This window comes from Nocardia mikamii NBRC 108933, assembly GCF_001613505.1.
Lineage (GTDB): Bacteria > Actinomycetota > Actinomycetes > Mycobacteriales > Mycobacteriaceae > Nocardia > Nocardia mikamii.
Map to the genome: position 1 here is coordinate 79714 of NZ_BDCM01000012.1, position 24202 is coordinate 103915.

Below are 24202 nucleotides of genomic sequence, written 5' to 3' on the forward strand. Positions count from 1 at the left end.
CGGTGCACACCATCGGTTCCGGTACCGACAGCGGCGTCATCGCCGCCCCGGCCGCCCCCGCGGCCGACACCTCACCGATCGCGCCCGCCGCACCGGCCTCCATCCCGGACGCCACGCCGGCCTCGGCCGCACAGCAGGGCCCGATCACCGATATCCCGCTTCCGCAGCTGCCGCCGGATACGCCGCCCGCCTCGGCACCGGCCTTCACCACGGCACGGAAAGAGTTCGAGGACAACGGTTCCCACGGAATCGGCGCTCCGCACCTGCCCGGCGGGGGTTCGGGTGCCCCCGATGCCGGCGACGGCCACGCCGGAGTGCTGGGCGACGCCGCGTCGCCGCTGCTCGGCGCGGGCCACGACGTGTTGCATCAGGCCGCCGGTGCGCTCGGCGGCGTACCCGGCGCGCAGCACGTGCTCGACGGCGCTCAGGCCGCACTGAATCAGGCGCCCGCCGCACTCGACGGTGCCGCCGGTGCGGTCCAGCAGGCCGCCGCCCCGGTCGCCGCGGCGGTGCCGGCGAATCTGCCTCCCATGCCCGCCGATCCGGTGGCCGCGCTGATGAGCGGTATGGCGCTGCCCGCGCTGCCGGGGATCGACGTGCTGTTCAAACCGTTCCTCGACCTGCTGTCGAGTTTCGGCACCGGTGTGATGGGGGCACTCAACCCCGCCGATCTGCTCAGCCAGTCCTCCCAGGTCATCCAGAGCGCCATGCAGATCGGCATGGGTGCGATGAAGTCGGTAGAGCAGGTCTGGCAAGGACAGTCGGCCACCAGCGCCCAGACCGCGGGACAACAGGTGCAGGCCCACGGTGAGGACGCCAGCCAGCGCGGCTTCGACATCTCGAAACTCACCGACGAGGCCGCGGCGGTGGTGCAGCGCGGCAACGTCCAGCTCACTCAGGTCGCCCAGTCCTTCGCCACCCAGGCCGGCGCGCTCGCTCCGGTCGCTTTCACTCCCCCGGGCCAGGCCACGCTGATCGCCGCGGCTACCGAACATCTCGGGCAGGCGGTCACGATCGTGAACGCCACCCGAGGCGAATTGGGCGGCTACACAGGCCAATTGGCGAATGTGGTCAACCAGCTCGCCGGGCAGTACGCACCGCAGGCGGCCAATGCGGCGCAGGCGGTGGCGCAGAACGTCGGGCAACCGATCGTGGAGCAGGCCCAGAACCTGCTGTCGGGCGGCGGCGCGGACACCCAGGCCGCCGGCCTCGGCGACCTGAGCGGCTCCGGCCTGTCCGGCGCGTCGACGCATGCCAGCGCCTTCGGCGGTAACGGCGCGCACCCGGGTTCGATGAGCGGCAGTGGTGGTGGCGCGCTGAGCGGCCTCACCGGCGGACTCGGCGGCGCCGCGTCCGGCGGCGGCGCGGCGGCCAAGCCCGGCCTCGGTTCCGCGGTGCCCGGCGCCCGCCCCGGGATCCCCGGTATGCCGTTCGGCCCGGGTATGCCCGGTACGCCCGGACAGGGCACGCCCGGTTCGGGCTTCATGGGCGGCGGCACACCCGCGGCCGGGCAGCGCAACGCCGACGACGATCGCGGTCGCACGGTGCAGAACTACCAGAGCCTCACCGGCAACACCGACCTCACCGGCCCGCTGGGAGAGACCACGCCCGAGGTCATCGGCCAGACCCATTCCGACGAGCTCATCAGCGATTACGAGAACGACCAGCTCTGAGCGCGGCGGCGCGGCAGCCGCATCATCGCCCCGGATGGCCCGGACCGTACGGTCCGGGCCCTTTCCGTCGGGAGCCGTACTTAGAACAGGTTCATTCGACCGATCAGTGGTCGAACTCGGGACAACGCACTGCCTATCCCACTAGGATCGCCAGCACAACTAGAATCTGTTCTAGTTTCATATCGGCAACACCCGAGAGGACCACCGATGCGTTTCACCTACGCGGAGGCGATGACCGATCCGGCGCACTACGTACCGCTGGCGCAGGCCGCGGAGGCGGCCGGATTCCACAGTATGACCATCGCCGACAGCGTCGCCTATCCCGCGGAGTCGGATTCGACCTACCCGTACACCCCGGACGGCAACCGGGAATTCCTCGACGGTAAGCCGTTCATCGAGGCATTCATCCTCTCCGCGGCGCTGGCCGCGGTGACCACGACGCTGCGGTTCACGCCCTTCGTGGTGAAGCTGCCGATCCGGCCGCCGGTGCTGGTGGCCAAACAGGCCGCCTCCCTCGCCTACCTCAGCGGCAACCGCTTCTCGCTGGGCGTCGGCATCAGCCCGTGGCCCGAGGACTTCCAGATCATGGGCGTGCCGTTCGAGCGGCGCGGCAAGCGCATGGACGAATGCATCGAAATCGTCCGCGGCCTCTCGCGCGGCGACTACTTCGAATACCACGGCGAGTTCTACGACATCCCGAAGATCAAGATCACCCCGGGCGCCACCGAACCCCTCCCGATCCTGGTCGGCGGGCACAGCGATGCCGCGCTGCGACGCGCCGTGCGCCTGTGCGACGGCTGGATGCACGCCGGCGGCGATCCCGAGGATCTCGACCGCATGCTCGCCCGGTTGAACGAATTGCGTTCCGAGCGTGACGCATCCACGCCGTTCGAGATCCACGCGGCTTCGCTGGACGCCTACACCACCGACGGCATCAAGCGGCTCGAGGACAAGGGCGTCACCGATGTGATCGTCGGCTTCCGCTACCCGTACGTCGCCGGGGACGACACCGAGCCGCTCGCGGACAAGATCGCGCATCTGGAGAAGTACGCGGAGAAGGTCATCGCCAAGGTGTGATCGGCGGCGCGAGCGGTCGATCGGCTCAGCCGCGCTTGGCGAAGCCGAGATCGATCACCGCCTCGCGCTCGGCCGCGAGCTCGGCGACGCTGAGATCGATACGCTCACGCGAGAATTCGCCGATCTCCAGGTCCGGCACGATCGAGTACTCACCACCGGCACACGTCACCGGGAACGAACTGATGAGCCCTTCCGGCACCCCGTAGGAGCCGTCGGAGGGCACCGCCATCGACACCCAGTCATCAGTGGCCGTGCCCAGCACCCAGTCGTGGATGTGGTCGATGGCCGCACTCGCCGCACTGGCCGCCGAGGACGCCCCGCGGGCGGCGATGATCGCGGTACCGCGCTGCTGAACGGTGGGGATGAAGGTCTCGCGCACCCAGGCCGGGTCGTCGATCACACGATCGGCCGGCCGCCCGCCGATCAGCGCGTAGCTGATGTCCGGATACTGCGTCGCGGAGTGGTTGCCCCACACCGTCATTCGAGTGATCGACGAGCCCGGGGCGCCACTGCGCGCGGCGAGCTGGGCGATGGCCCGGTTGTGGTCGAGGCGGGTCAGCGCGGTGAAGCGCGCCGCCGGCACGTCGGGCGCATTGCTCATCGCGATGAAGGCGTTGGTATTGGCGGGATTTCCGACCACCAGCACCTTCACATCGTCGGCCGCACTGGCGTTGATGGCCGCACCCTGATCGGTGAAGATCGGCCCGTTGGCCGCCAGCAGATCCGAACGCTCCATCCCGGCGGTGCGCGGGCGGGCGCCGACCAGGACGGCGACCGAGGCGCCGTCGAATCCCACCCACGGATCGTCGCTGATGTGTATCGATTCGAGCAGCGGGAAAGCGCCGTCCTCGAGTTCCATCGCCACCCCTTCGACGGCGCCGACGGCCGCCGGGATTTCCAGCAACCGCAGCCGCACCGGCGTCTGCGGCCCGAGCATGGCGCCGGAGGCGATGCGGAACAGCAACCCGTAGGCGATCTGACCGGCGGCTCCGGTGACGGTGACGGTCACGGGCGTGCGGGCGGCATTGCTCACGACAACTCCTTGTTCACGAGAACTCGACGGTCGGCTTCGATCTTCACCCTAACGACCCTCACCGCCGGGAACCCGGCACCGTGAGCAACCAGACAGCTCGAGCGGATCCTCACCCTCCCGCAACCGTTTTCGACGTTCCGTCCGGCGGCCTCGCCCGCCACCTGCCCACACGGAAGGGGTGCCACCCCTCGGGCGGCACCCCTTCTCGCGACAGCTCAGATGCACCAGACGACACTGCCCAAGGGGAAGCAGATCGCGACGGAACCGTCGATGTCGCTGGCCGTCGGAGAGGTGCTCGATGGGCTCGCGGCAGATGCGGCGGGGGCGACGACGGCGCCTAGGGCCACTGCGAGGGCGGCAACAGCGGCCGCTTTACGGAATTTGATGGTGTGCATGACGAACCCTTCGTTGGAACTCTTTTCGATCCTGGAAACCTTCCAAGTCTCAGTGTTCGCTGCGCGCCGGAGTATTACTAGACACGAAAGGTCAAACCCCCGCCGGTTCGGGTACCAGTGTGGTCACAGGCCCGGCATGCAACCGAACCCCGACCGAGCCAGAGTAAGCCGAAAGGTTGCTGACCGGGGTGGATGCCGAAAAACCCACCCGCGCCGCCACGGCCGGCTCGTTACCGGACGGTGACCGTATATCGTTCGTGCCGCGCACCGCAGCGGCGAACTACGTCCGTTCCGTCCGGAGCGCGACATTCACGCTGCGCTATCGCGACTCAGCGTGGCGATATCGCTGTCGCTCAGCCGCACCGGCTGCACGATGTCACGCATCCGCACCAGCTGCACCGCCCGGTACAGGGGCCGCTGTTCCAGACCCGCGTCCCGGGCCTCGGCCCGCAACTGCCCCACGAGCAATCCGGCCAGAGCCAGTGCCGCGGCCAGTTCCGCCGACGACAGCGCGTCGGCGAGCTTCCGCAACCCCAGAACATGCAGTTCGCGTCCGCTACCGGCGTCGGTGTACATCGCCAGCGGCACGGTCTGGGTCCGGCCATCGGCGGTGATCCGCAGCGCGATCCGGCTCAGCCGCCCCGGATACACGAGCACCTCGACACCCGTGGCCGCGGCGACGTCGAGCCGTCGCCGGCCCACCAGCGTGCGAGCCTCGATCACGGTGCCCGACAACCACATTCGCCGCCGCCGGACCGCCAGCGCGTAGATCGCCGTCGGCGCGCCGAGCACTCCGCCGACCACCACACCGGCCGGCCAGCTCACGACCAGCCCCACCACCACGCCGACGACGACACCCGCGCCGATCGCGCCCAGCGCCAGCCGCCGCAGCATCGGCGCGTACAGCTCCGGGGCGATGAGGTCGAGACCGACCGGTTGCGGCGCCGCGGAATTCGCGTCGTTCACGAGGCCGCGCTCATCCGCGCGCGCCGAGCCGGACGGGCCGCTGACCGGAAACCGATGCGCGCCACGGAATTCGAGACATGCTCGGACCGTACTACCGCTGCCCGGCCAGCGCCGCCGACACCTGCGCCACGACCTCGGCGAGCGGGATCTGACGCTGGTCGCCGGAGCCGAGGTCCTTCAGGCCCACCTGTTCGTCGGCCAGATCACGGTCGCCGAGGACCAGGGCGAACGCCGCGCCGGACCGGTCGGCCGCCTTCATCGCGCCCTTCACGCCGCGCCCACCGTAGGCCAGGTCGACCCGGATTCCGGCCGCCCGCAGTTCTGCCGCGAGCACGACCAGCCGGGCCATCGCGGACTCCCCCAGCGGCACGCCGAAAACGTCGACCCGCGCCGGTTCACCCGCGTTCTTGCCCTCGGCCTGCAACGCCAGCATGGTGCGGTCGACGCCGAGCCCGAACCCGATCCCGGACAGCGGCTGCCCGCCCAGTTCCGCCATCAGTCCGTCGTAGCGGCCACCGCCGCCGATACCGGACTGCGCGCCCAGGCCGTCGTGGACGAACTCGAAGGTGGTCTTGGTGTAGTAGTCCAGGCCACGCACCATGCGCGGATTGATCACGTACGGCACGCCGAGCGCGTCCAGGTGGCCCAGCACCTGCTCGAAGTGGGCCTTCGCGGAGTCGGAGAGGTGGTCGAGCATCAACGGCGCGTCGGCGGTCAGGGCGCGGACCTCCTTGCGCTTGTCGTCGAGCACCCGCAGCGGGTTGATCTCGGCGCGCCGGCGAGTGTCCTCGTCCAACGGCAGCGCGAACAGGAATTCCTGCAGAAGTTCCCGATACTGCGGCCGGCAGGTCTCGTCGCCGAGCGAGGTGATCTCGAGCCGGAAGCCCTCGAGCCCCAGCGACCGGAAGCCCGCGTCGGCGACGGCGATCACCTCGGCGTCCAGCGCCGGATCATCGACGCCGATCGCCTCCACGCCCACCTGCTGCAACTGCCGGTAGCGACCGGCCTGAGGCCGCTCGTAGCGGAAGAACGGGCCGGAATAGCACAGCTTGACCGGCAGCTGGCCGCGGTCGAGCCCGTGTTCGATCACCGCCCGCATGACGCCCGCGGTGCCTTCCGGCCGCAGGGTCACACTGCGTTCACCGCGGTCGGCGAAGGTGTACATCTCCTTGGTGACCACATCGGTCGATTCGCCCACCCCGCGCGCGAACAGCGCGGTGTCCTCGAAGACCGGCAACTCCACATGCCCGTATCCGGCCAGTCGCGCGGCGCGCACGAGTCCGTCCCGTACGGCGACGAACTCCGCCGAGGCGGGCGGCACATAATCCGGAATCCCTTTCGGGGCGGTGAAGCTGCTGGTCTTGGTCACAATGGTCCAGTTTCCCCCACCCGCACGCGGCAAGTCCAACCGGTTCTCCGTCCACAGGGCCGAGCTGGGCAATTGTACGGAACGATCCGGGGAAGTTAGGGGTCGTCTCAGGAAGTGATGGCACACTCTTATGCCGATACGCAACCGACACGGGAGGACCGGGTAGTGCCGACCAACGAACAGCGACGAGCGGCGGCCAAGCGCAAGCTGGAACGCCGACTGGAGCGACAGGCGCAGCGTGCGCGCAAGCGTAAGCAGCTGGCGATCGCCGGATCGGCGCTCGGTGTGGTCGTGGTCGTCGCGGCCGGCGTCGGGATCTACTACCTGACCCGCGGCGACGACACCCCCAACGCCGCAGCCAAGACCCCCGACGCCTCGCTGTCGTCCACGCCGCAGGCCGCTGCCCCGCCGGAGGCCAAGCCGAAGACCGCGACGGTGAGCTGCGCCTACACCGATGGTGGCCAGGCCGCCAAACCGGTGCACAAGCCCGAGCAGACCGAGGTCTCGACCGCCGGCTCCCCCAAGGTCGCCATCGACACCAACCGCGGTCCGATCGGCATTTCGCTCAACGCGGGTGAATCCCCCTGCACGGTCAACAGTTTCGTCAGCCTGGTGCAGCAGAAGTTCTACGACGGCACCCCCTGCCACCGCCTGACCACGGGCGAGGGCCTGAAAGTGCTGCAGTGCGGCGATCCCAGCGGTCAGGGCAACGGCGGGCCGGGGTATGCCTTCCCCAACGAATACCCGACCGACCAATTCGCCCCCGGCGACCCCACCGCGCAGCGCGTTCCGGTGCAGTACAAGCGCGGCGTGGTGGCGATGGCCAACAGCGGCCCCGACACCAACGGCAGCCAGTTCTTCCTCGTGTACGGCGATTCCCAGCTGCCGCCGCAGTACACCATCTTCGGCACCGTCGACGAGGCCGGGCTCGAGACGCTCGACGCCATCGCCAAGGACGGCGTGGAGGATCCGTCGACCGGCGACGGCGCGCCGAAGCAGCCGGTCACCGTCAAGACGATGCAACTGAGCTGAGCCCCCGGCGCGGCCCCGGATCCGCCTGCGATGGACCGGATCCGGGGTTAGGCTGCCCTGCTCCGCGCTGGTAATCTCGTAGAACGGACTGCGCTGAAGGTGGGGCGCCGCCACGGCGAATCGACCGTTCGTGTGGCGGAGTCCGATACGAAGCATCAGAATCGTCCACAGAGACAACTGCAGCATCGGGGAGCAGGCAATGGCCGAGGAACTCGACGACATCGGCCGCGAGACAGCGGCTTTGATGAGGCAAATGTTGCAGCTTGCGACACTGGTCGCACTGCGCACCCGCGAACGTGGTCAGCGCGAAGCCGAAGCGCGCGTGAAGGTCACCCAGGAGCGGGTCAAGGAGACCCGCGAGCGGTTGCTGCGCGAGGCCCGCGAAGCCAAGGCGAAGGATCCGCGCAACCTGGAATTGGCCCGGATGCTCGAGCGTCCCGCTCTGGAACGCGGTATCTCGCTGGAGAAGGGCCTGGAACACTCCCGGGTGGCGCGCGGCGCCCGCGTCGCCGCCGACCGGCAGAAGGCACGTGAACGCGAACTGACCCGCTACGACTCTCCCGAGCGGCGGCAGGCCTTGGCCGCCCATCTGTCCCGCGTCGGCGTGGCGCCGGAATTGGCGGCCGTGCGCATGCTGATGGATGTCAGTCAGGCGCAGCCGCCGCAGGCCGCGGTCCGCACCCGGCCGGAGGAACCGCCGCGGGTCACCCGGGCGCGGGAACACGACGAGCGGATGCGCGAACGCGAACGCCGCGACCGCTCCCGCTGAACGCCCCGCTCACAACTGTGCCGCCGACCCGGAACGGGCGGCGGCACAGTCGTTTTCGGACACCGTCGACGTCGCGGAGACAGGTCGCGGATCAGCCCTTGTTCGGATCGGCCTTGCTCGGTTCGCCGAACATGCCCTGCTGCGGCGGGGTGAGCGGGAGGGGGCTGAGCATATCCTTGTGACCGTTGCGCACACTGCAGTACTTGAACGGCCCGCGCGGATCGAACAGCCGCCCCATATGCGGGTCGGCGTGGTCCAGGAACCACACGCTCATGCCCGTCTGCGGGTCTTGGCGCAGGTATTCCCATGCGCGCCACAGGGCTTCGAGTCGCATTGCCGCCTCGGCGTGCTTCCACCATTCGGGGCACCACACCGTATCGGTGAGATCGGTGACCTGACGCCGATAGATGAGGCTGAGGTAGTTCTCCACGAACTCGACCACGTTCGAGTAGATCATGTCCTGGGGCTGGTCGTTCACAGCGGGCGAACCTCCTCGGGCTGTCCGTAGGTCGCGGGCGGCTCACCGGGCGTCGACCCGCCGTCGAGGACCGTCCGCTCGCCCACGAGATCACTCATGGTGGTGCGGCGCTGCGGATCATGCTGTTCGATCGACTTGCGCACCTCGGCAGCGTACTCCCCTTCCCACCACGGCACGGTGCGCACGAGCACCGCCGGCGCACCCGAGGAGAACACCACGGCCCGCCCGCGCGGCAGGGTCGCCAGTGCGTTCGGATTCAGGGTCCGCGACGACCCCAGCGAACGCGAATAACTCTTGCCGCCTTTGGATTCCGAGACCGACGACGAGATGGAGTCGTAGTCGCCGATCGCCTCCGAGCGTGCGGCCAGGAAGGCCATATCGTCGATTCCGGGGCCTAGGACCTTGATATTGGCCGCCGCCCACAGCGCCTCCATCCCGGCCTGCCCCCAGCACCGCACGCCCTGGGCCCAGGACTGCAGCACGGTCATCACGACGATGCCGCGAGATCCGAAGTGACTGTACTGCTTCGGCAGATCCTTCCAGCGCACGATATTGGCCGCCTCGTCCAGCACCGCGAGCAGCGGAATGGACAGCCGGCCCATGTGCTCGTGGGTCGCCTTGCGCATCGCGACGTCGACGACGGCTTCGGTGAGGGCGCTGACCAGTGGACCCGCCGAACCGCGTCCCTCCAGCGAGAGGCAGTACAGCGTCGAATTCCGGTCCAGGAAATCCCATTCGTCGAACTGGTAGCGGTCACCGCCGGGTGTGACCCACTGGTGCACGTTCGACAGTTTCAGGCAGCGCACCATCTTCTTCGCGGTGCCGAAGATGCTGTCGCGGACGCGTTCGGCGGTGTTGTACTGCTGCGCGAGGCCGGAGGCGACCAGGTGGTGGCTGGCGGCGCGCAACAACTGCACCGATTCGGTATTGCTCGGATCGGTCACCCACTCCCACACCTGGGTGATCGGCCGGTTCGCCACGGCCGCGGCGAGGAACAGGCCGGCGAGCAGATCTTCGGCCTCGGGGTCGAAGTAGCTGTCGGGAGTGCCGTCGCTGTCCTCGGCATCGGCGAAATGGCCGGCCAGCCGGGCCGCGCGCATCTCACAGCCCTCGTGCCGGGCGTCGACCCAGCCCAGCGGATCCCAGTACCAGGTGGCGTGCGTCTCCCCCGCGACACCCTGCGGGTCGAAGACGAAGGCACGAGACCCCTTGCCCTCCCGCACATCTCGGGTCGCGTCGACCACATCGCGTTTGTTGGAGGTCACCAGCACGGGGCCGATCGCCGACAGGATCGCCGGAATCACGCGAGAGGTCGTCTTACCCTGGCGCGGACCCCAGATGTCGAGATGCAGATCCTCGTAGGAGCCGAACAGCATCACACCGTCGACCACCCCGACACCGATCGGCACGCCGGGCGAATCCTCGTAGCCGAGCCGCACTCCCAGCTGCTGAGCCTTCTCCCTGACCCCGGCTTCGGTGAGGGCCGCGATCGCCCCGCCGCTGCCCATGTACTGGGCCTTGTCGTCGACGGGCAGCTTCCCGCGACTGCGGCGCTTCTTCATCTCCCGCCGCACGAACACGATGCCGGCGACGACCAGCACGACGAGCAGCACGATCACCGTCGAGGCGGTCGGCCACTCCAGCTGTCCGCGAGCGATCTTCGCGATGCAGGCGATCGGATTGATCGGTACGTCCTGGGGCACCGTCGACAGCTTGTTGCCCACATGCAGTGCGACCCAGAGGGTGCCGACCACCGCGAAACCGATGTAGATCAGATACAGGGCGAGGTCCGGTCCCGGATCGGCCGGGTCCTTCACCTTCTTCGCCATCTCGCCTCCTGAGGTGACCGAGTATGTAGCCGTGGCTCAACGGAATCCGTCGAGCCGCCAGCCGTCGGGGGTGCGGACGACGGTGGCGATCACCGTCGTGGGGGGTAGCGTCTCGCGGGAACCGTCGGAGTGCACGGCGGTCTGCTCGATACCGATCTTGAACTGCTGGTGGTCCGAATCGCCGTTGCCCGGGGCCTGTTCGCCGGAGGCGAAGGTGAAGGCCTCCACGCGCACGCCCGAACGCCCCCATTCGGCCCAGCGCAGTGTCGGTTTCGGAGTCTCCTCGCCCGGCGGCGCGTCGAGTGTGCGAAGCAGGCTGGGGCCCAGCCACTTCCGCGCCCGGGCCAACGACGCTCCTTGCGCCTCGGTGGCCGGATACCAGGTGAAGATCTCGCGCAGCGCGGCGACGGCGACACCGTCGGGCGTGCCGGGATCGGGTGCCGGGGCGGCCTCGAGCTGACGCGGCGTCGACGTGGCCGATGCCGGTGGTTCGGCCTGCTCGCTCCCTCCCGCGCAACCGGACAGCAGTGCGACGCTCACCACCAGCATCACCACCAGGTTCGCGTAGACGGCCCGTGCCGTAGGTCGGCGGCCCGGCGCCCGGAACGCCGGGCGCTGTCTCCAGGTTATCGGTCCCGCACCGCGTCGTGCCGTCACAACACCCTCCGTAACCGCGCGTCACCGGGGACGGGCGCCTCGCTCACACCCGAGGGGTCGCCGGCACGGATCATCCGGCCGTTGCCGGCGTAGATGCCGACCTCGGCCGGGCCGCGCAACCCGAACCGAGAGAACACCAGATCGCCCGGCTGGGCGTTGCGCATCGGCACCTCGGCACCCGCCTCCCACTGTTGTTCCGCGGTCTGCGGCAACGTCTTCGCGCCCGAGGAGGCCGCGAACACCGCGGCCGAAGTCAAGCCGGGCCCGTCCAGTCCACCGCCGGTCGGTCCCTGCGGACCACCGCCACCCCACACGTACGGGGTGCCCATCCACTGCTGGGCCGCGGCGAGGATGTCGGCGCCCGCCGAACCGTGGCCGGGCTGGAATCGGCCCATCGATCCGGGCGCCCGGTACTGCGCCTCCATGGCGAGGATATTCGTGACGTAGGGCCGGGTTTCGGAGAAGTGCGCGGCCACCTGATTGGGCAGCCCGCCCGAGGCGAGGACCGCACCCTCGCCGGCGTTGTAGGCGGCCAGTGACAGCGGCACCACATCGCCGTGCACCTTGCCCTCACCGATCCACCGCTCGACCTGATGGGCGATCGAGCACATGTAGCGTCCCTGGGCGATGATCGCGTCGCCGTCGTCCCAGAGGCTCGCCTGCCCGTTGCCGTCCGCGTCGAGCAGGTACGGCCGTCCGTCGTCGGGATCGGTGGCCCGGGCCGTGGTGGGCAGGAATTGGGCCAGTCCCTCGGCGCCGGCGGGCGAGGTGAGCCCGCGCTGGAACCCGGATTCCTGACGGCCCTGGGCCGCCAGCACCGACGCCGCGATCTCCGGGCACAGCGAACCCGCACGGCGATACCAGATTTCGAGCTCCGGCGGCACCTTGCCGTCGGCGAGTGCACCGCCGGCGCTGCCGAATCCGCGGCTGCACAGCGGGTTCGCCGAATAGGGGAAGGCGCCGCCGCCGCTGGGCGTCAACGCGCCGTCGAGCCATGGCAGCGGATCGATCTGGTGCCCGCCTGTCAGGCGCCCGCCGGGCACGATCTCGAAATGCAGGTGCGGACCGGTGGATTCGCCCGCCGATCCGACCGCGCCGACCTCCTGACCGGCCCGCACCCGCTGCCCGACCCGCACCTTCACCCCGCTCGCCCACTCGTGGCCGTAGACGGCGGAGAAGGGACGGCCGTTGACGTCGACGGAGTCGATCACGATCCAGTTGCCGAAACCCGAGGCCGGACCGGCGGCGACGACGACACCGTCCGCCACCGCGAACTCCGGGGTGCCGTCCGGCGCGGCCAGATCCACACCGAGATGGGTGCCGCCGCGGGCGCCGAACGTGTCCGACACCGTGAACGATCCGCCCGGCAGCGGCCAGGTGCGCCGGATCGGCGCGATCCCCGCGGCCGGCGACGGCGCGCCCGCCACACCCGGATTCACCTGTGCCGCAGGGACATCCGCCACGCTGGGGGTAGCCGAGGTCGAGCCGCGCGGGCCGGTCGTCGCGGTCGGCGTGGTGGAACCCGACTCCGTCGCGGGCGCCGCCCACGGCGCGCCGGAGGTGTCCGGCAGTCCCGAACCGGGCGCGGTCGGCTGATCGGCGCACGGATCCTCCGAGGAGGGCAGCACGATCACCACCACGAGAGTGATCAGAGAGACGACACCGCCGAGCACGAGGGCGGTGAGGGTTTTCGCGTTCACCGCGCACCCGTCATGTCGCGCGGCGGGTTTCGTTCAGGGTTTCCACCAGGGTGCGATTCATTTCCGCCGCGGCCGCCAACTGCTGTTGCAGCAGCGCCACTTTGCGGCGCAGGGCCACGGCGTCCATCCGTTCCAGGCTGGGTCCCTCCGCGGCACGCACCCAGTTGCGCACCGAATTGGTATGCACGCCGATCTGTTCGGCGACGACCCGGCAGGCCTCCGACTCGCTGCGCAGTTTGTCGGTGAGCGCGACGACCTGTTCCACCGCCGCCTTCCGCACCTGCGGCGACACTCTCCGGTATGACCTGTGCGGCATCACGCGGCACTCCCCTCGTCGCCCCGCCGGGCCGTGGATTCGGTGAATTCGCTGAAACGCTGGTTGGTCTCGTGGATTCCGCTCTCTTTTTCCGACACGGTGAACTCCATGTGGAACGGGATGCCGGGGCGGCGATCCTCACCGATCTTGAGCAGGAACTTTCCCGTGCCGGGCGCGGGCGGGCGGGCTTGCCCCGGTTTGAGCGCCTCTCCGGTCAGCGCCTGCGGGGCCGACCAACCGGTGACCATCTCCTCCTCGGCGGAGGTGAACGGGATCGTCGAGTCCAGGCGGTTGATCTCCTCGGGCGGCAGCGCGCCGAAGATCTTGGCGCGCGCGCGTTCCAGGAAGCCCAGCGCCTTGGCGATCGCGGCCTCGGATCCCAGCGATTGCAGGTCCTTGATGGTGTGGCTGATCATGATCAGCGAGGTCGCCATACCGCGCTGCAGTCGGGTCAGTTCGTCGACGCGGTCGACCATGAAGTCACCGAGTCCCAGCACCTGCCACAGCTCGTCCATGACGACCTGGAAGTACCGCTGCGGCCCCAGTTTGCCGTCGGCGAGGACGTGCGCGGCCTCCACCGAGGCGAACCCGTCGGCCCAGCAGGCCAGCATCACACCGGCTTTGAGCTTCTTGTCCCCGGTCGGGATGTGCGAGACGTCGATGCAGACCGCGACCGCGGAGGTGTCGATCGGCGTGGTGGTCTGACCGTTGAAGACCGCACCGAACGGCCCCTGGGTCAGCGCCCGCAGCGACCGCCGCAAGCCCTTGGTGGCCTCGTGGTATTCCTCGGTGTTGTCGGCGCCGGCGTCGAGCATCAGCTCCTGGCCGCCGCCGACCACCACCTCGAGCAGATCCTCCATGATGGGCGGTGATTCCGGCGCGAAGCCGCTGCCCTCGCGGTACAGGATGCGCAGCGCCGTGGAGATCAAGGTCTCCTCGTAGTCGCGCACCCGGGCGCCACGCACGAGTTCGACCAGACCGGCGATCAACGTGACCTGGCGGGCCCGCAGTTCCTGGGTCACCTGCAACTGCAGCGCGGGGAGGTCATCCAGCAGCGGGACGATCGAGCCGAGCACACCGCCCGCGAGCGGATTCAATTTGCCGTGGCCGTAGCCGAGGTCGATGACCTGCCCGCCGACCATCTCCACCAGCTTGCGATAGTCCGGTTTCACATCGGCCAGGATCAGTGGCGTGATCCCCTGCGCGACACCGCCGAGCACGATGCGGCGCACCAGCGAGGATTTACCGAAACCGTTGAGCCCCAGTACGAACAGGCTCGGCGCGGTGATGAAGCTGCCGCGCATGAACCAGTTCATCGGGTCGAAGCACACCGGCGCCCCGGTGTGCAGATGCGAGCCGAGCGGGGTGCCGATCAGCGGGGCGCCGGCGCCGACCGACCATGGCCACAGCCCGGCGACCTGCGCTGTGGTGGCGCGGTATTCGACCGGGCGGCCCACCACGTTCATCCTGCCGCCGCCGGCGCCGACATAGCCGCGATCGGTCAATTGCGCCGTGCCGCGGTCGAATCCGTCCTCGACGACCGATTCGATGCGGGCCGCGGCGTTGACACGGCGCAGGTCGTCGGTGCGGATCCGGAACGCCGCCCACGCGGCGCGCAATCCGGCGCCCTCGCGGGCCACCGCCTCCAGCCGCGCCCGGGCCGCATCGTCGAGCAGGGGCGGGCCCTGATTCTTCTTCTTGACCGGTTTGCTGCGCCGATCCCGCCGGTTGCCCGCCTCGGCCTCCGATCGGGACGCTCGCGACAGCTGTTCGTACGAGGCCATTTTCGAGCCGTTGCGATCGCGCAGCGTGCGCTGCCCCCGGCCCGTGCGCCGGGCCGGTGGTGTCTCCGCGCGCCGGCGCGCCGTTCCCGCGCCGTATTCGGTACGCGTACTCCGCCGCGGCGCCGGCTCGTGGTCGCCGGTCATGTAGCGCCCTCCGCGCGTCTCGGGCGATACCTGGTCGAATCCGGCCGGCAGTTCGGCCGGTTGCGGGGTGCCATGCGCATAGGACATCTCTCGATCGTCGGACCGGTCCTCCGGCCCGCCCACCCGGCGCCGGGTACGTGCCCCGGCCGAATCACTGTGCGCCGCATCGTCGTCGGCGACGTCCGGCGTGGAAGCCGTCTCACCGCCGGAGCGTGCGGATTCGGACACGTCTCCGGGCGAGCCGTCCCGCTGAGCCTGCTCGGCCCGAGCGGCGCGGTCGCCGTCCACGAGATCCGCACCCCGGTCCGGCGAGTCGTGACGGCTCGGCGTCGGGCGCGGCACTGTCGGCGAGTCCGTCCCACCGGCCGACGGCTGAGCCGCTCCGGCCGGGGCCGGCCCGTCGGCCGTATCGGCCCCCTGCTGTCGAGGGCCGTTCGGTGCCGGTGGCGGCACCGTACCGCGGTCGGCACCGAGGCTCTCGCGATCTGCGCTGTCCTCCGCGCCCGCGGTCCGGCTCTGCGCTCGCGGCGCCGGACCACCGTCCGATTCGGCATCGCGGCGCGAGTGCGTACTCGACCGTTCGATGTCCCGCCCGCCGTAGGACCGCTCGCGTGCCGATTCCGGCGTCGACCGGCCGCCCCGGTTCCGCTCGGACTCGATCGCGTCCCCGCCCGCACGGCCGCGGGCGCCGCTCGCCCCGCGACGGTTCTCGTCGCGCCCGACCGATCCGTCCCGGTCTCCGCTCGCCGGACGACGGCGGCCGGGCTCCGGCTCGGCCCGCCGCATCGAAGGCTCACCGCCGCCGGATGCGGGCCTCGCCGCATCGTCACCGCGCCGGCGCGGACTTCCCGAGCCACGCTCGCCGGAGATCCGATCACGGCCCGAACGGCCTTGCGGCGCATCGTATTCGGTATTCCGCGCGGAGCGCGCACCCTCGCCCGCACCCGATTCGGGCGCCGGGCGCCGGTCGGTCTCCCGCCGGGGAGCCGCGGCGCCTCGGGTGCGTCCCGCACCGTCGACACCGGCACCCGTGCGCGAGTGCCCCGTCGCACGACCGCGTTCCGGCGGCGCAGCGGCGTCCGGGCGGGCGCTTTCGCCCTCCTCGCGTCGTGCTCGCCGCCGCGCCGGCCGCAGCGGTACGTCGTCCCAATCGGCAGGTGCGCCACCGTATTCCGAGCGGGGCAGGCCGGGCGCGTAGGCTTCGACGCCCCACTCGTCGTCGTGGGCCGTGCGCGTGCGCGGCCGGGCCTGGACCGGGTTCTCCGGATCCACCACCCGCTCGCTGTAGCGCGGTGGTTCGCCCCGGTAGCGGACCGGTGGCTCGTGCTCACCTGCCATCTGCGCTCACCCCGCCAATGCCTTGGGAATACTCGCGTGTTCCGGCAGGATCACCCCGCAGCCGAGTGAGGCCGCGAAGGCCGCCGCCTGGTAGCGGTAGCAACGCCGGATCTTCAACCGGGCCTGTGTGGACAGGTCGCGGGTAATCGCTTCGATCCGCGGCAGATCACCGCGCAGCGGTTCGGTGATGGTGACGAGCGCGCCGAACCGCGTCACGCCGTGGCCGCGCGCCTGTTCCTCGCGCGCCTGCTGGGTGGCGCCGACCCGCAGCGTCGCCGAGGCGGAGACCACACCCCGTTCGCTCTGCTGCGCGACCAGCGCGTTCTTGTAGTCGTCGTCCACGATCTCGGCGGCGTCGGCGGCCGAATGCGGCCGGTAGACGATCGCGATCCGCTTGCGCGGCACCTCCGGATTCGGCGCCAGCAGCCGCTGCAGCACCCGCTCGTCGACCGCGCCCTCGGGTGCGGCGTCCATCTCCCAGGTGACCGAGCGACCGCCGTCGTGGATGAACTGATCCCAGCGTTCCTCGTGCGAGATCGGGCCCGCGTCGGCCCAATCCAGCCCGTGCCCGCCGATCTCACCGGCGGCCACTTCCAGATCGGCCTGCGCGGCCGGGTCGTAGCTGCGGCGGATGAACGAGATCACCTCGTCGGCCGACATCGGCTGCGCTCGCACGCCCGCTTCGGCCAGCGCCGCGCAGATCCCCGGCAACCGGCGGCCGATCTCGACGGCCTCCTCGGCCGGATTCTTGCGTCGTTCGGCGGTGGTGGCCTTGAACGTGAGCGCCACCCGCGGCAGCAATTGCACACGCTCCTGCGGCAATTCGGTCGCCAGCTCGTACATCACCTGCTGTGCCAGCGCCGGCGATTCCGGCCGCGTGATCGTGGAAACCTCGGTGAGCAAACGGTTTCCGGTCTCCGGGACGGTGTCGATCACCGGAACCACCGCGACGATGTCGGAGGTCTGGCCCAGCGAGGCCAGGAAGGTGCCCCAGGCGGACACCCACCGATCGATCACCGGCTGGTCGACCGCCTCGTGGCCCTGCGGCCAGGCCCGGAGCACGACCGTGTACTGCGCGAACTGCGGCAGATGGATCATGCCGAAGCTGTAGCCACCGGCGTCGATTCCCTCGTACAGCCGCGAGGGCGCCATCAGTCCGGGCAGGCGCGCGACGCCGCCGGGAATGCGGGAGAACCGGCCGCCGCGATAGACGTGCTCGCCCTTGCTGCGGCCGCGCAACCAATGGAACATCATCAATCCCGTCTCGTAACCGGAGCGGCCCCCCGTCCGCCACACCAGTGGAACCATCACGACCAGACCGATGATCGCGACGAACAGCGCCGGTTTCGGCCCGGCGACCAGTGCCGTCATCAGGGCGGTGATGACGACGACGAAGCCGAGCACCGTCTCCCCCCAGCGCAACCCGAAAAGGCCTGCGCTGCGGGGCTTCTGCCACAGCCCGTACGAGCGGCGCTCGTAGGTGTCGGTCGTCGTCATCGCGGAATGGTGCTCCTGCCGAGGTCGGGTGCGCGGTTGGCCCAGCGGTCACCGGCGATATCGCCCATGGCATCGTCGGCGCGGTTGAGATGCGCGCCCGCGGCCCGGGCCGTCGCGATGTTGTTCATGGCTCGCGACGCGCCGGATGGTACCGCCGCCGCACCGCCGGGCGCGCGTGGACTCGCGGGCGCCTGCTGGCCCCCGCCACCGCCGCCCGGGCGCGGGCCGCGCGGCGGAACGGGCCGGGGACTGCCGCCGCGACCGGTACCGCCGGGCGGACGCTGACCGCCGTTGCGGCCCACATATCCCGGTGCCCCGGCCGCCGCCTGGCCGCGCACTCCGACCGCCTTGGTGCCGACCGCGCCCAGCGCCGCCGCACCCAGCAGCAGACCACCGGTGGCGGCCAGACCCGAGCCGCCGCTGCCGACGATCGCCACCGCCGGGGTGACCAGTCGCATCAGCGCGGGCAGGACGAAGGCCACACTGCACAGCAGCACGATGGCCACCAGCATCCGCTGCGCTTGATCCGCGTCGGGCAGGCCCGAGGTCGGCGTGGTCGAGTTGGTGTCACCGGCGGCGACGAAGGCGATCATGTACACGATCGCGGCCACCGGTTTCCACAGCATGAAGGCGATGATCCAGCCGATCAGCTTCGGATAGGCCTGCCGCCCGGTACTGGTGCCCGACGCCGCCGCGGCCAGCGGCAGCACGCCGGCGGCCACCACCAGCAAGCCTTGGCGCACGATGGCCAGCACGATCTGCGCCAGCGCGCCGAGCAGGCCGACGATCGCGATGATCAGCACCAGGCCGGGCGAAAACGCTTGCAGCTTGGACGTTTTCACCATCAACTCGGCGAGGCTACGGGCATTGCCGTTGGTGGCGTCCTCGATCACCCACTGCGAGAAGCGATCCGAGGCCTGCGTACCCGCGACCACGACGGCGCCCAGCATCCACGAACTGAAGATCACCCGGGCGAACATCCGGAACGATTCCGCGGCCTCGCTCAGTGCCGCACCGCGTCTGGCTTCGGCGAGTCTGGCGCCGGACAGGATCACCGACACGATCAGCAGCAGGATCTGCGCTTGATAGGTGTAGTCGTTGATCTTCTGGAACAGCGCTCCGCCGTCGCTGATGCGATCGTTGGGCACCTTCATCCAGAAGGTCAGCGCCAGGATCAACGCCTCGCCGAGGCCGTTCATCAGCGAGTCGACCACCTTGCCGAAGGTGGAATCCCACGCTTTGTCCTTCACCGCGTTCGCGGCGTCACCGGGATGGGTGGCGGCATTACCGGCCTTGCACGCCGCGGAGGCGGCGTCGCCGAGCGATACGCCGGGCAGGCCCAGACCGTCGAGATCGTCGTGGATCTCGTTACAGGTCTGGTCGAATCCGTAGGTCTGCCCGTAGGCCACCGTCGGGGTCGCGATCATGACGGTGAACACGACCGCGAGGATCGTGACGATGCGCCTCACCATGAGATCCACTCCTCGATGCGTCGCAGGGAATCGATCCGGACCATCGGCTGACTCTCGTGCCTTTCTCGAAATCGCTGTGCTCACCATCGGGTCCACCCCTGCAGGGTGTCGACGTATTCGCTCGGCGTGGCTCTGCTGTCGGTGGGTTTGAGCCGCCAGTCCCCGTTGTCCCACACCATGACCAGCCGGATCGCCGCCCACACCTGTTTGCCGTCGTTGACCGGCCCGCGGGCGGCTAGCCGCACGATCGCCATATCGTCGGCGTAGTTCTCGATCTGGAACGCGTCGGGGGCGACCAGGTACTTGGTGATCCGGGCCGGCTGCTGGTCGGGCAGTTTGCCGTCACCGCGCGCCTTGTCGTAGGCCGCGACCTGCTGAGCCGAGACCCGCACCTGACGCACGTACAGATCCCGGTCTCCGGGCCGCGCGTTGAGCCGATAGGTGATCTGCGCCGCCGCCAATGCCGCCCCCTGCGGTGTGTGGGAATAGCCGACGGCCAGTCCCTTGTCGTCGATCCGGGTCGGACCGTCGCTGGTGGAGAACGGCACCGAGGCGCCGTAGACCCGCTGCCAGCCACGTGGTTCGGTGGTGCCGGCGGGTGCCGCGGTCAGCCAGTCCGGATCCGACGAGTCGTGCTGCTGTGCGGGATTCTGCGGAAGTGGTTGTCCCGCGGGATTGTTGGGTATATCGACGCGGCGACGGAACAGATCCGTATCGGGTTCGGCGAATCCGGTCGCGCCCGAGCCCGCGACGGGCGAGGGCGGCGGATCCGCTTTCCGGGCATCGGACGAGGAGGTGTCACGGCCGACGTAGACGAAGACGCCGACGATCACGATCAGGGCGATCACGGCCGCGGAGACGATGACACCGAAGGAGATGCCGCTGCGCTCGTCGTAGGTGTCCTTGTTGCTCATACCGTCACCTCCCGTCGCGGGTCGTCGTCGGATGTCGTTTCGTCGAATGTGGTTGTCGCCGTGGTGTCATCGGCGGGCATGCGGAAATCTGTCACCGGCTCACGCAGGAAGCAGGGTCAATGCGATCGCACTTGCCGAACTGGCCACGATGGCGCCGATCAGGCTCATCACGATGCCGTGCGAGGCGTCGTTGACGGCCATGTCGTCGCGCATCGCCGACCACAGCCGGCCCGCGGAGATGATCATCCAGGCCAGGCACAGCAACAGCACGCACCACAGTAACCAGTTGATCAGCTGCATGATCGGTTCGATCACGTCCGCGGGCATCTGCTTGTAGGCCAGCACGATCGCGGCGCCCCTCACGATCCGATGACTGCGTTCATGATCGTGCCCGCACTGGTGGCGACGATGCCGCCGATCATGGCGCCCGCCACCATCTTCGGCGATTCCAGCCCGCCGCCGGTCCACTTCTCCCACGCGAAGCGGCCACCGGCGTAGGTGATGCCCAGGATGCCCGACAGCAGCACGAACCACGTGAAGTAGCGCACCAGTTTCATCAGCTTGTCGGCGGCCGGCGGCGTCTCGGGTGTCGGATTCCCGACCTGAGCGAGAACAACGCCGTACGTCTCGTGTACAGCGGCCAGGATGGTACTCATCGAGCGTCCTTCTCAATAGGTGATCGGAATACAAAGCCGGGTACCGGAGGTACACCGTCGGAAACAGCTGTCGGCGTGGTCGTGGCAGCACAACGTCCGGGCACGATCATCGTTGCTCCTCCTGTTGCGAACCGGCGCCGACCGTCTCCCGCACCAGGTCGACGATGCTCATTCCCAGCGCGTCCACCTCGTGCGGAACTTCTTGCAGCGGATCGAGTTTGCGCTTGCGCTGCTGTGGCGGCGGGTCGCTCGGCGACCACACCGGCAGCTGGTCGGGTTCGACCAGCGTCCACTCCTCGATCCAGGGCATCTGCCACACCTGTCCGGCCAGTGCGCCGACCACGTCGCGGTAGCGCCGGATCTCGGCCGGGATCCGGCCCGGGCGCGCGGCCACGGTCACCAGGCCCAGCACCTCGCTCGGCCCGGCGAGTCCGGCCCGGTGCTGGCGCAGCAGATCATGGGCGCGGGTCAGCCCGGCGATGGTCTCGCGGGCGACCAGCACCACGAAAGGTGATTCGCGTTCGAACACACCGGGCCAGCGCCGGTGCGAATCCGCCGCAGGCGCAAGCACATGCGCGAGGGTACTGGCTCCCGCGCCGCCGTGCACGCCCAGCAACCACACCAGCGGCGCCCGTCCGGCGCCGGGCACCGGGCGGTCCCAGATGGGCGCGCGACGAGACTCCGCCGGTGCGACAACGCCTGCCGCAGGCGGGTTTTCGGAGGAGCGAGGTTCCTTCATGGCCGCGGTCATGATGCCATCCCACTCAGCAGCCGCCGGTACGCCCTCCGGGTTTCGGCGTCGAGTGCGTTGTGGCGCACCAGCTCTCCGCGCGCCAGGTGGGTGTCGTAGGGGATCTCGCGGATGTCGCGGACCCAGCCGGTGAGATGTTCGCGCAGGTGATCGGCCACGCGAGAGTCGTTGCCGGGCAACTGATGTGAGATCACGATGGTGGTGTCACCGACGATGCCGCCGCCCTGCCCCTCGGCGTGGCCGCCGAACTCGTCGTCGAGCCATTCGAGGGTGACCCGCAAACGATTGGCGGCGTCGGCGCGAGCCGGAATCGACAGCACCAGAGCCACTTCCGCGTCCTCGAGCAGCGGCCGCAGCTGACGGGCGGCGATCGGGCTGCCGCCGTCGTACACCGGGGTGTAGCCGGCGTCGGCGACGGCCCGGGCCACCGTCAGATAGGTGGCACGGCGGCGCAGCGGGGAGGCGTCGCGCCACAGCAGGCCGATACCGGAGCTCGCCTGGGAGAGACATTCCTTCAGCGGCGCCGGCTCGTCGTCACCGCGGCCGTACAGCCACTGCTGCAGACTGATCGGACTCAGATGTTCGTCGGCGCCGCGCAGGGCCAGGTCGCTGCCGGCGACGGTGGCGTCGACGGCCACCGCCGCGGCCTCCGCGCCCAGTTCGCCCGCGAGTCCCAGGGCGGTGGTGGTGGTTCCAGCCCCACCGCAGCCGCCGACGACCAGAATCGGGCGCGGCAGGCCGCCACCCTCGCCGTCGTCACGGCGACCCTTGCGCAACCGGACCACCGGCGCCCGTCCACGCGGTCGCGAGCTCGCCGCGACGTCCGCGTCGGACGTCTCGTCGAGCCATCGGCTCCAGTCCTGTCCCATCTCAGCTCTCCTCTTACCCGGCCGTGATGCCCGTGATCAGGGTGCGGCCGCCGACCACCGCGGTGGTCACCAACTGCTTGTCGTAGGTGGCGGGGGTCGCGCCCGGCCGCCGTTCGGTCACCTCCACCGAATACCTGTTCTCGTCCAATGTGACCACCCGCACGCAATACTCGGTGCCCAGCGGCACCGAGGCGATGCCGCGCTGGATCACCGGCGCCGGCGAGACCGCCGCGTTCGGTGCCACCACCTCGCGCGCTCGCTCGGCCGAGCGTTCGACGTAGAAGGCGTGCTGGAACCACATGATCGCGTCCGGCCCGGAATCGGTGCCGCCGACCTCGGCGCCGCGCACCACGCGCGCGGACCGTTCGGTCGGGCAGTGCGCCGCCGAACCCACCCGTGCGCCGGAATCGGCGCCGAACGCCGAGGTGAGCCGCAGCATCGGAGCCTCGTCGCCCACGGCCGGCCGTACCGGCAGCGGCGCCATCGACTGTTTACCGTCGTCGCCGGAGCGCAGTAGGTACAGCGCGAAACCGCCTGCGACCACCAGCAATAACACGGCTACCGCCAAGACGAGCGCGACACGCAACCGGCTCGGGCGGATGTAGTCGCGCAGGGCCGGAGAGGCCGGGCCCGGGGCGCGGCGCACGATCCGGCCCGCGCCGTCGCCGTGCTCGCGCCGGGGCGGCAGAATCCACTCGGGTGTGTCCACGTCGTCGCGCTCGTCGGAATCGTCCACCGGCGAACGCGCCCCGGATCCCTCCGCATCGTCGCCGTCGGCACCGGCCGCCCGCGTCCGGCGGCGGCCACGGGCCCGGCCCTCGCCGGTCTCGGCGTCGCGGGGCAGGCGCAGCACCTCACCCTCGTGGACGGGATAGTCGTCGTCGGGCCCGGGCGCGTGGCTGCCGACCCAGTCGGTCCAGCCCCCGACGAATTCGCTGCGTCGCGTGGCCGGTTCGTCGGCGAACGGAATGTCGAACGGTTCGGGCTCGGTGTCGCGGATGTAGTGCGGATACCGCGCCGCTCCAGGTTCCGCCTCGTCGTCGACGGCGTCGGATTCCCCCGGCGCGGCCGCGGGCACGGCGTGTTCGGGTTCCAGCGCCGGGAACCACCGTTGGACCTCTTTGTACGGCTTCAACATTCCCTCATCCCCGCGGAGCCGGGCACGTCGTGCAGCATCGTCGGACCCTCTCGGCGATCAGTTCGTGGAGAACGGGTAGTTGTTGTCAGCGGTACCGCCTTGGGACGACGCCAACGGCACACCACCGGGTGCGGCGTCACCGAGGCCCTTCCCGAACGGAAATTGTCCCGTACCCGACGAATTCGGCGAACTCGACGCGCCGTCCGACGCCGCCGAGATTCGGGCGATACCACATCCACGCAGGTCAAGGGGTGTGAACGGGGGTATCTCGAACGCCCGATCGAGGGCCGCCGCGGATGTGGGTGCGCCGCATCCGCGGCGGAGGCCCGAGGCGACCGGTACGGT

21 protein-coding genes are annotated in these 24202 nt (G+C 69.9%); 4 read left to right on the forward strand and 17 right to left on the reverse strand.

The window, feature by feature from the left end:
* Positions 1-2: 2 nt before the first annotated feature.
* Both NMI01S_RS15215 and NMI01S_RS15220 read left to right on the forward strand, forming a co-directional pair.
* Positions 3-1673, forward strand: coding sequence for a hypothetical protein (locus NMI01S_RS15215; RefSeq protein ID WP_062997764.1), 1671 nt, complete (start codon positions 3-5; stop codon positions 1671-1673).
* Between the two features lie 207 nt (positions 1674-1880).
* On the forward strand, positions 1881-2750 hold the full coding sequence (locus tag NMI01S_RS15220) for a TIGR03619 family F420-dependent LLM class oxidoreductase (protein ID WP_062997766.1): 870 nt from the start codon (positions 1881-1883) through the stop codon (positions 2748-2750).
* A 25-nt stretch (positions 2751-2775) separates the two neighbouring features.
* Here the strand turns inward: NMI01S_RS15220 and NMI01S_RS15225 are convergent, their stop codons facing one another.
* From NMI01S_RS15225 to hisS, 3 genes are all read right to left on the reverse strand, one after another.
* The gene (locus NMI01S_RS15225; protein WP_062997768.1) at positions 2776-3783 is read right to left on the reverse strand and encodes a malate dehydrogenase; all 1008 of its coding nucleotides are present in this window, start codon (positions 3781-3783) and stop codon (positions 2776-2778) included.
* Positions 3784-4487: 704 nt separating this feature from the next.
* Positions 4488-5144: a hypothetical protein gene (locus NMI01S_RS15235; protein WP_062997772.1), complete on the reverse strand. Its 657-nt coding sequence runs from the start codon at positions 5142-5144 to the stop codon at positions 4488-4490.
* A 91-nt stretch (positions 5145-5235) separates the two neighbouring features.
* The gene (gene hisS, locus NMI01S_RS15240) at positions 5236-6513 is read right to left on the reverse strand and encodes a histidine--tRNA ligase (protein ID WP_062997774.1); all 1278 of its coding nucleotides are present in this window, start codon (positions 6511-6513) and stop codon (positions 5236-5238) included.
* A gap of 165 nt (positions 6514-6678) precedes the next feature.
* Here hisS and NMI01S_RS15245 point away from each other — a divergent pair, with 165 nt between their 5' ends.
* Together NMI01S_RS15245 and NMI01S_RS15250 are read left to right on the forward strand one after the other, a co-directional pair.
* Positions 6679-7545, forward strand: a complete 867-nt coding sequence (locus NMI01S_RS15245; protein ID WP_062997776.1) for a peptidylprolyl isomerase — start codon at positions 6679-6681, stop codon at positions 7543-7545.
* Between the two features lie 199 nt (positions 7546-7744).
* Positions 7745-8314, forward strand: a complete 570-nt coding sequence (locus NMI01S_RS15250; protein WP_062997778.1) for a hypothetical protein — start codon at positions 7745-7747, stop codon at positions 8312-8314.
* Positions 8315-8405: 91 nt separating this feature from the next.
* Here the strand turns inward: NMI01S_RS15250 and NMI01S_RS15255 are convergent, their stop codons facing one another.
* The 14 genes from NMI01S_RS15255 to NMI01S_RS35325 all read right to left on the reverse strand — a co-directional run bounded on the left by NMI01S_RS15255 (position 8406) and on the right by NMI01S_RS35325 (position 23857).
* Positions 8406-8792, reverse strand: a complete 387-nt coding sequence (locus NMI01S_RS15255; RefSeq protein ID WP_245716874.1) for a DUF4913 domain-containing protein — start codon at positions 8790-8792, stop codon at positions 8406-8408.
* Positions 8789-10621: a type IV secretory system conjugative DNA transfer family protein gene (locus NMI01S_RS15260; protein WP_062997780.1), complete on the reverse strand. Its 1833-nt coding sequence runs from the start codon at positions 10619-10621 to the stop codon at positions 8789-8791. The genes NMI01S_RS15255 and NMI01S_RS15260 overlap by 4 nt, the downstream gene beginning before the upstream one ends.
* A 36-nt stretch (positions 10622-10657) precedes the next feature.
* Entirely contained in the window at positions 10658-11278 is a 621-nt protein-coding gene (locus NMI01S_RS15265) for a hypothetical protein (protein WP_245716875.1), read from the reverse strand.
* A complete protein-coding gene (locus NMI01S_RS15270) occupies positions 11275-12978 on the reverse strand; it encodes a peptidoglycan DD-metalloendopeptidase family protein (protein WP_062997784.1) in 1704 nt (567 codons plus the stop codon). The genes NMI01S_RS15265 and NMI01S_RS15270 overlap by 4 nt, the downstream gene beginning before the upstream one ends.
* A gap of 10 nt (positions 12979-12988) precedes the next feature.
* Positions 12989-13258 carry a transposase gene (locus NMI01S_RS15275; RefSeq protein ID WP_227463133.1) on the reverse strand — a complete coding sequence of 90 codons (270 nt, stop codon included), beginning with the start codon at positions 13256-13258 and terminating at the stop codon, positions 12989-12991.
* A 35-nt stretch (positions 13259-13293) separates the two neighbouring features.
* The gene (locus NMI01S_RS35890; RefSeq protein ID WP_245716876.1) at positions 13294-16560 is read right to left on the reverse strand and encodes a hypothetical protein; all 3267 of its coding nucleotides are present in this window, start codon (positions 16558-16560) and stop codon (positions 13294-13296) included.
* A gap of 6 nt (positions 16561-16566) precedes the next feature.
* Positions 16567-18057, reverse strand: coding sequence for an SCO6880 family protein (locus tag NMI01S_RS15285; RefSeq protein WP_036502826.1), 1491 nt, complete (start codon positions 18055-18057; stop codon positions 16567-16569).
* Positions 18054-19529: a hypothetical protein gene (locus NMI01S_RS15290; protein ID WP_062998617.1), complete on the reverse strand. Its 1476-nt coding sequence runs from the start codon at positions 19527-19529 to the stop codon at positions 18054-18056. The genes NMI01S_RS15285 and NMI01S_RS15290 overlap by 4 nt, the downstream gene beginning before the upstream one ends.
* 80 nt (positions 19530-19609) lie before the next feature.
* A complete protein-coding gene (locus NMI01S_RS15295) occupies positions 19610-20443 on the reverse strand; it encodes a DUF8175 domain-containg protein (protein WP_062997786.1) in 834 nt (277 codons plus the stop codon).
* A 99-nt stretch (positions 20444-20542) separates the two neighbouring features.
* Positions 20543-20806: a hypothetical protein gene (locus NMI01S_RS15300; RefSeq protein ID WP_306304678.1), complete on the reverse strand. Its 264-nt coding sequence runs from the start codon at positions 20804-20806 to the stop codon at positions 20543-20545.
* Positions 20803-21099, reverse strand: a complete 297-nt coding sequence (locus NMI01S_RS15305; protein WP_030513931.1) for a hypothetical protein — start codon at positions 21097-21099, stop codon at positions 20803-20805. Before NMI01S_RS15305 ends, NMI01S_RS15300 begins: the two co-directional genes overlap by 4 nt.
* Positions 21100-21205: 106 nt before the next feature.
* Positions 21206-21850 (reverse strand): P-loop NTPase family protein, encoded by a 645-nt coding sequence (locus tag NMI01S_RS15310; RefSeq protein WP_062997788.1) that lies wholly within the window; start codon positions 21848-21850, stop codon positions 21206-21208.
* Entirely contained in the window at positions 21847-22719 is an 873-nt protein-coding gene (locus NMI01S_RS15315) for a hypothetical protein (protein ID WP_062997790.1), read from the reverse strand. The genes NMI01S_RS15310 and NMI01S_RS15315 overlap by 4 nt, the downstream gene beginning before the upstream one ends.
* 13 nt (positions 22720-22732) lie before the next feature.
* On the reverse strand, positions 22733-23857 hold the full coding sequence (locus NMI01S_RS35325) for a DUF8176 domain-containing protein (RefSeq protein ID WP_062997792.1): 1125 nt from the start codon (positions 23855-23857) through the stop codon (positions 22733-22735).
* Positions 23858-24202: the final 345 nt, after the last annotated feature.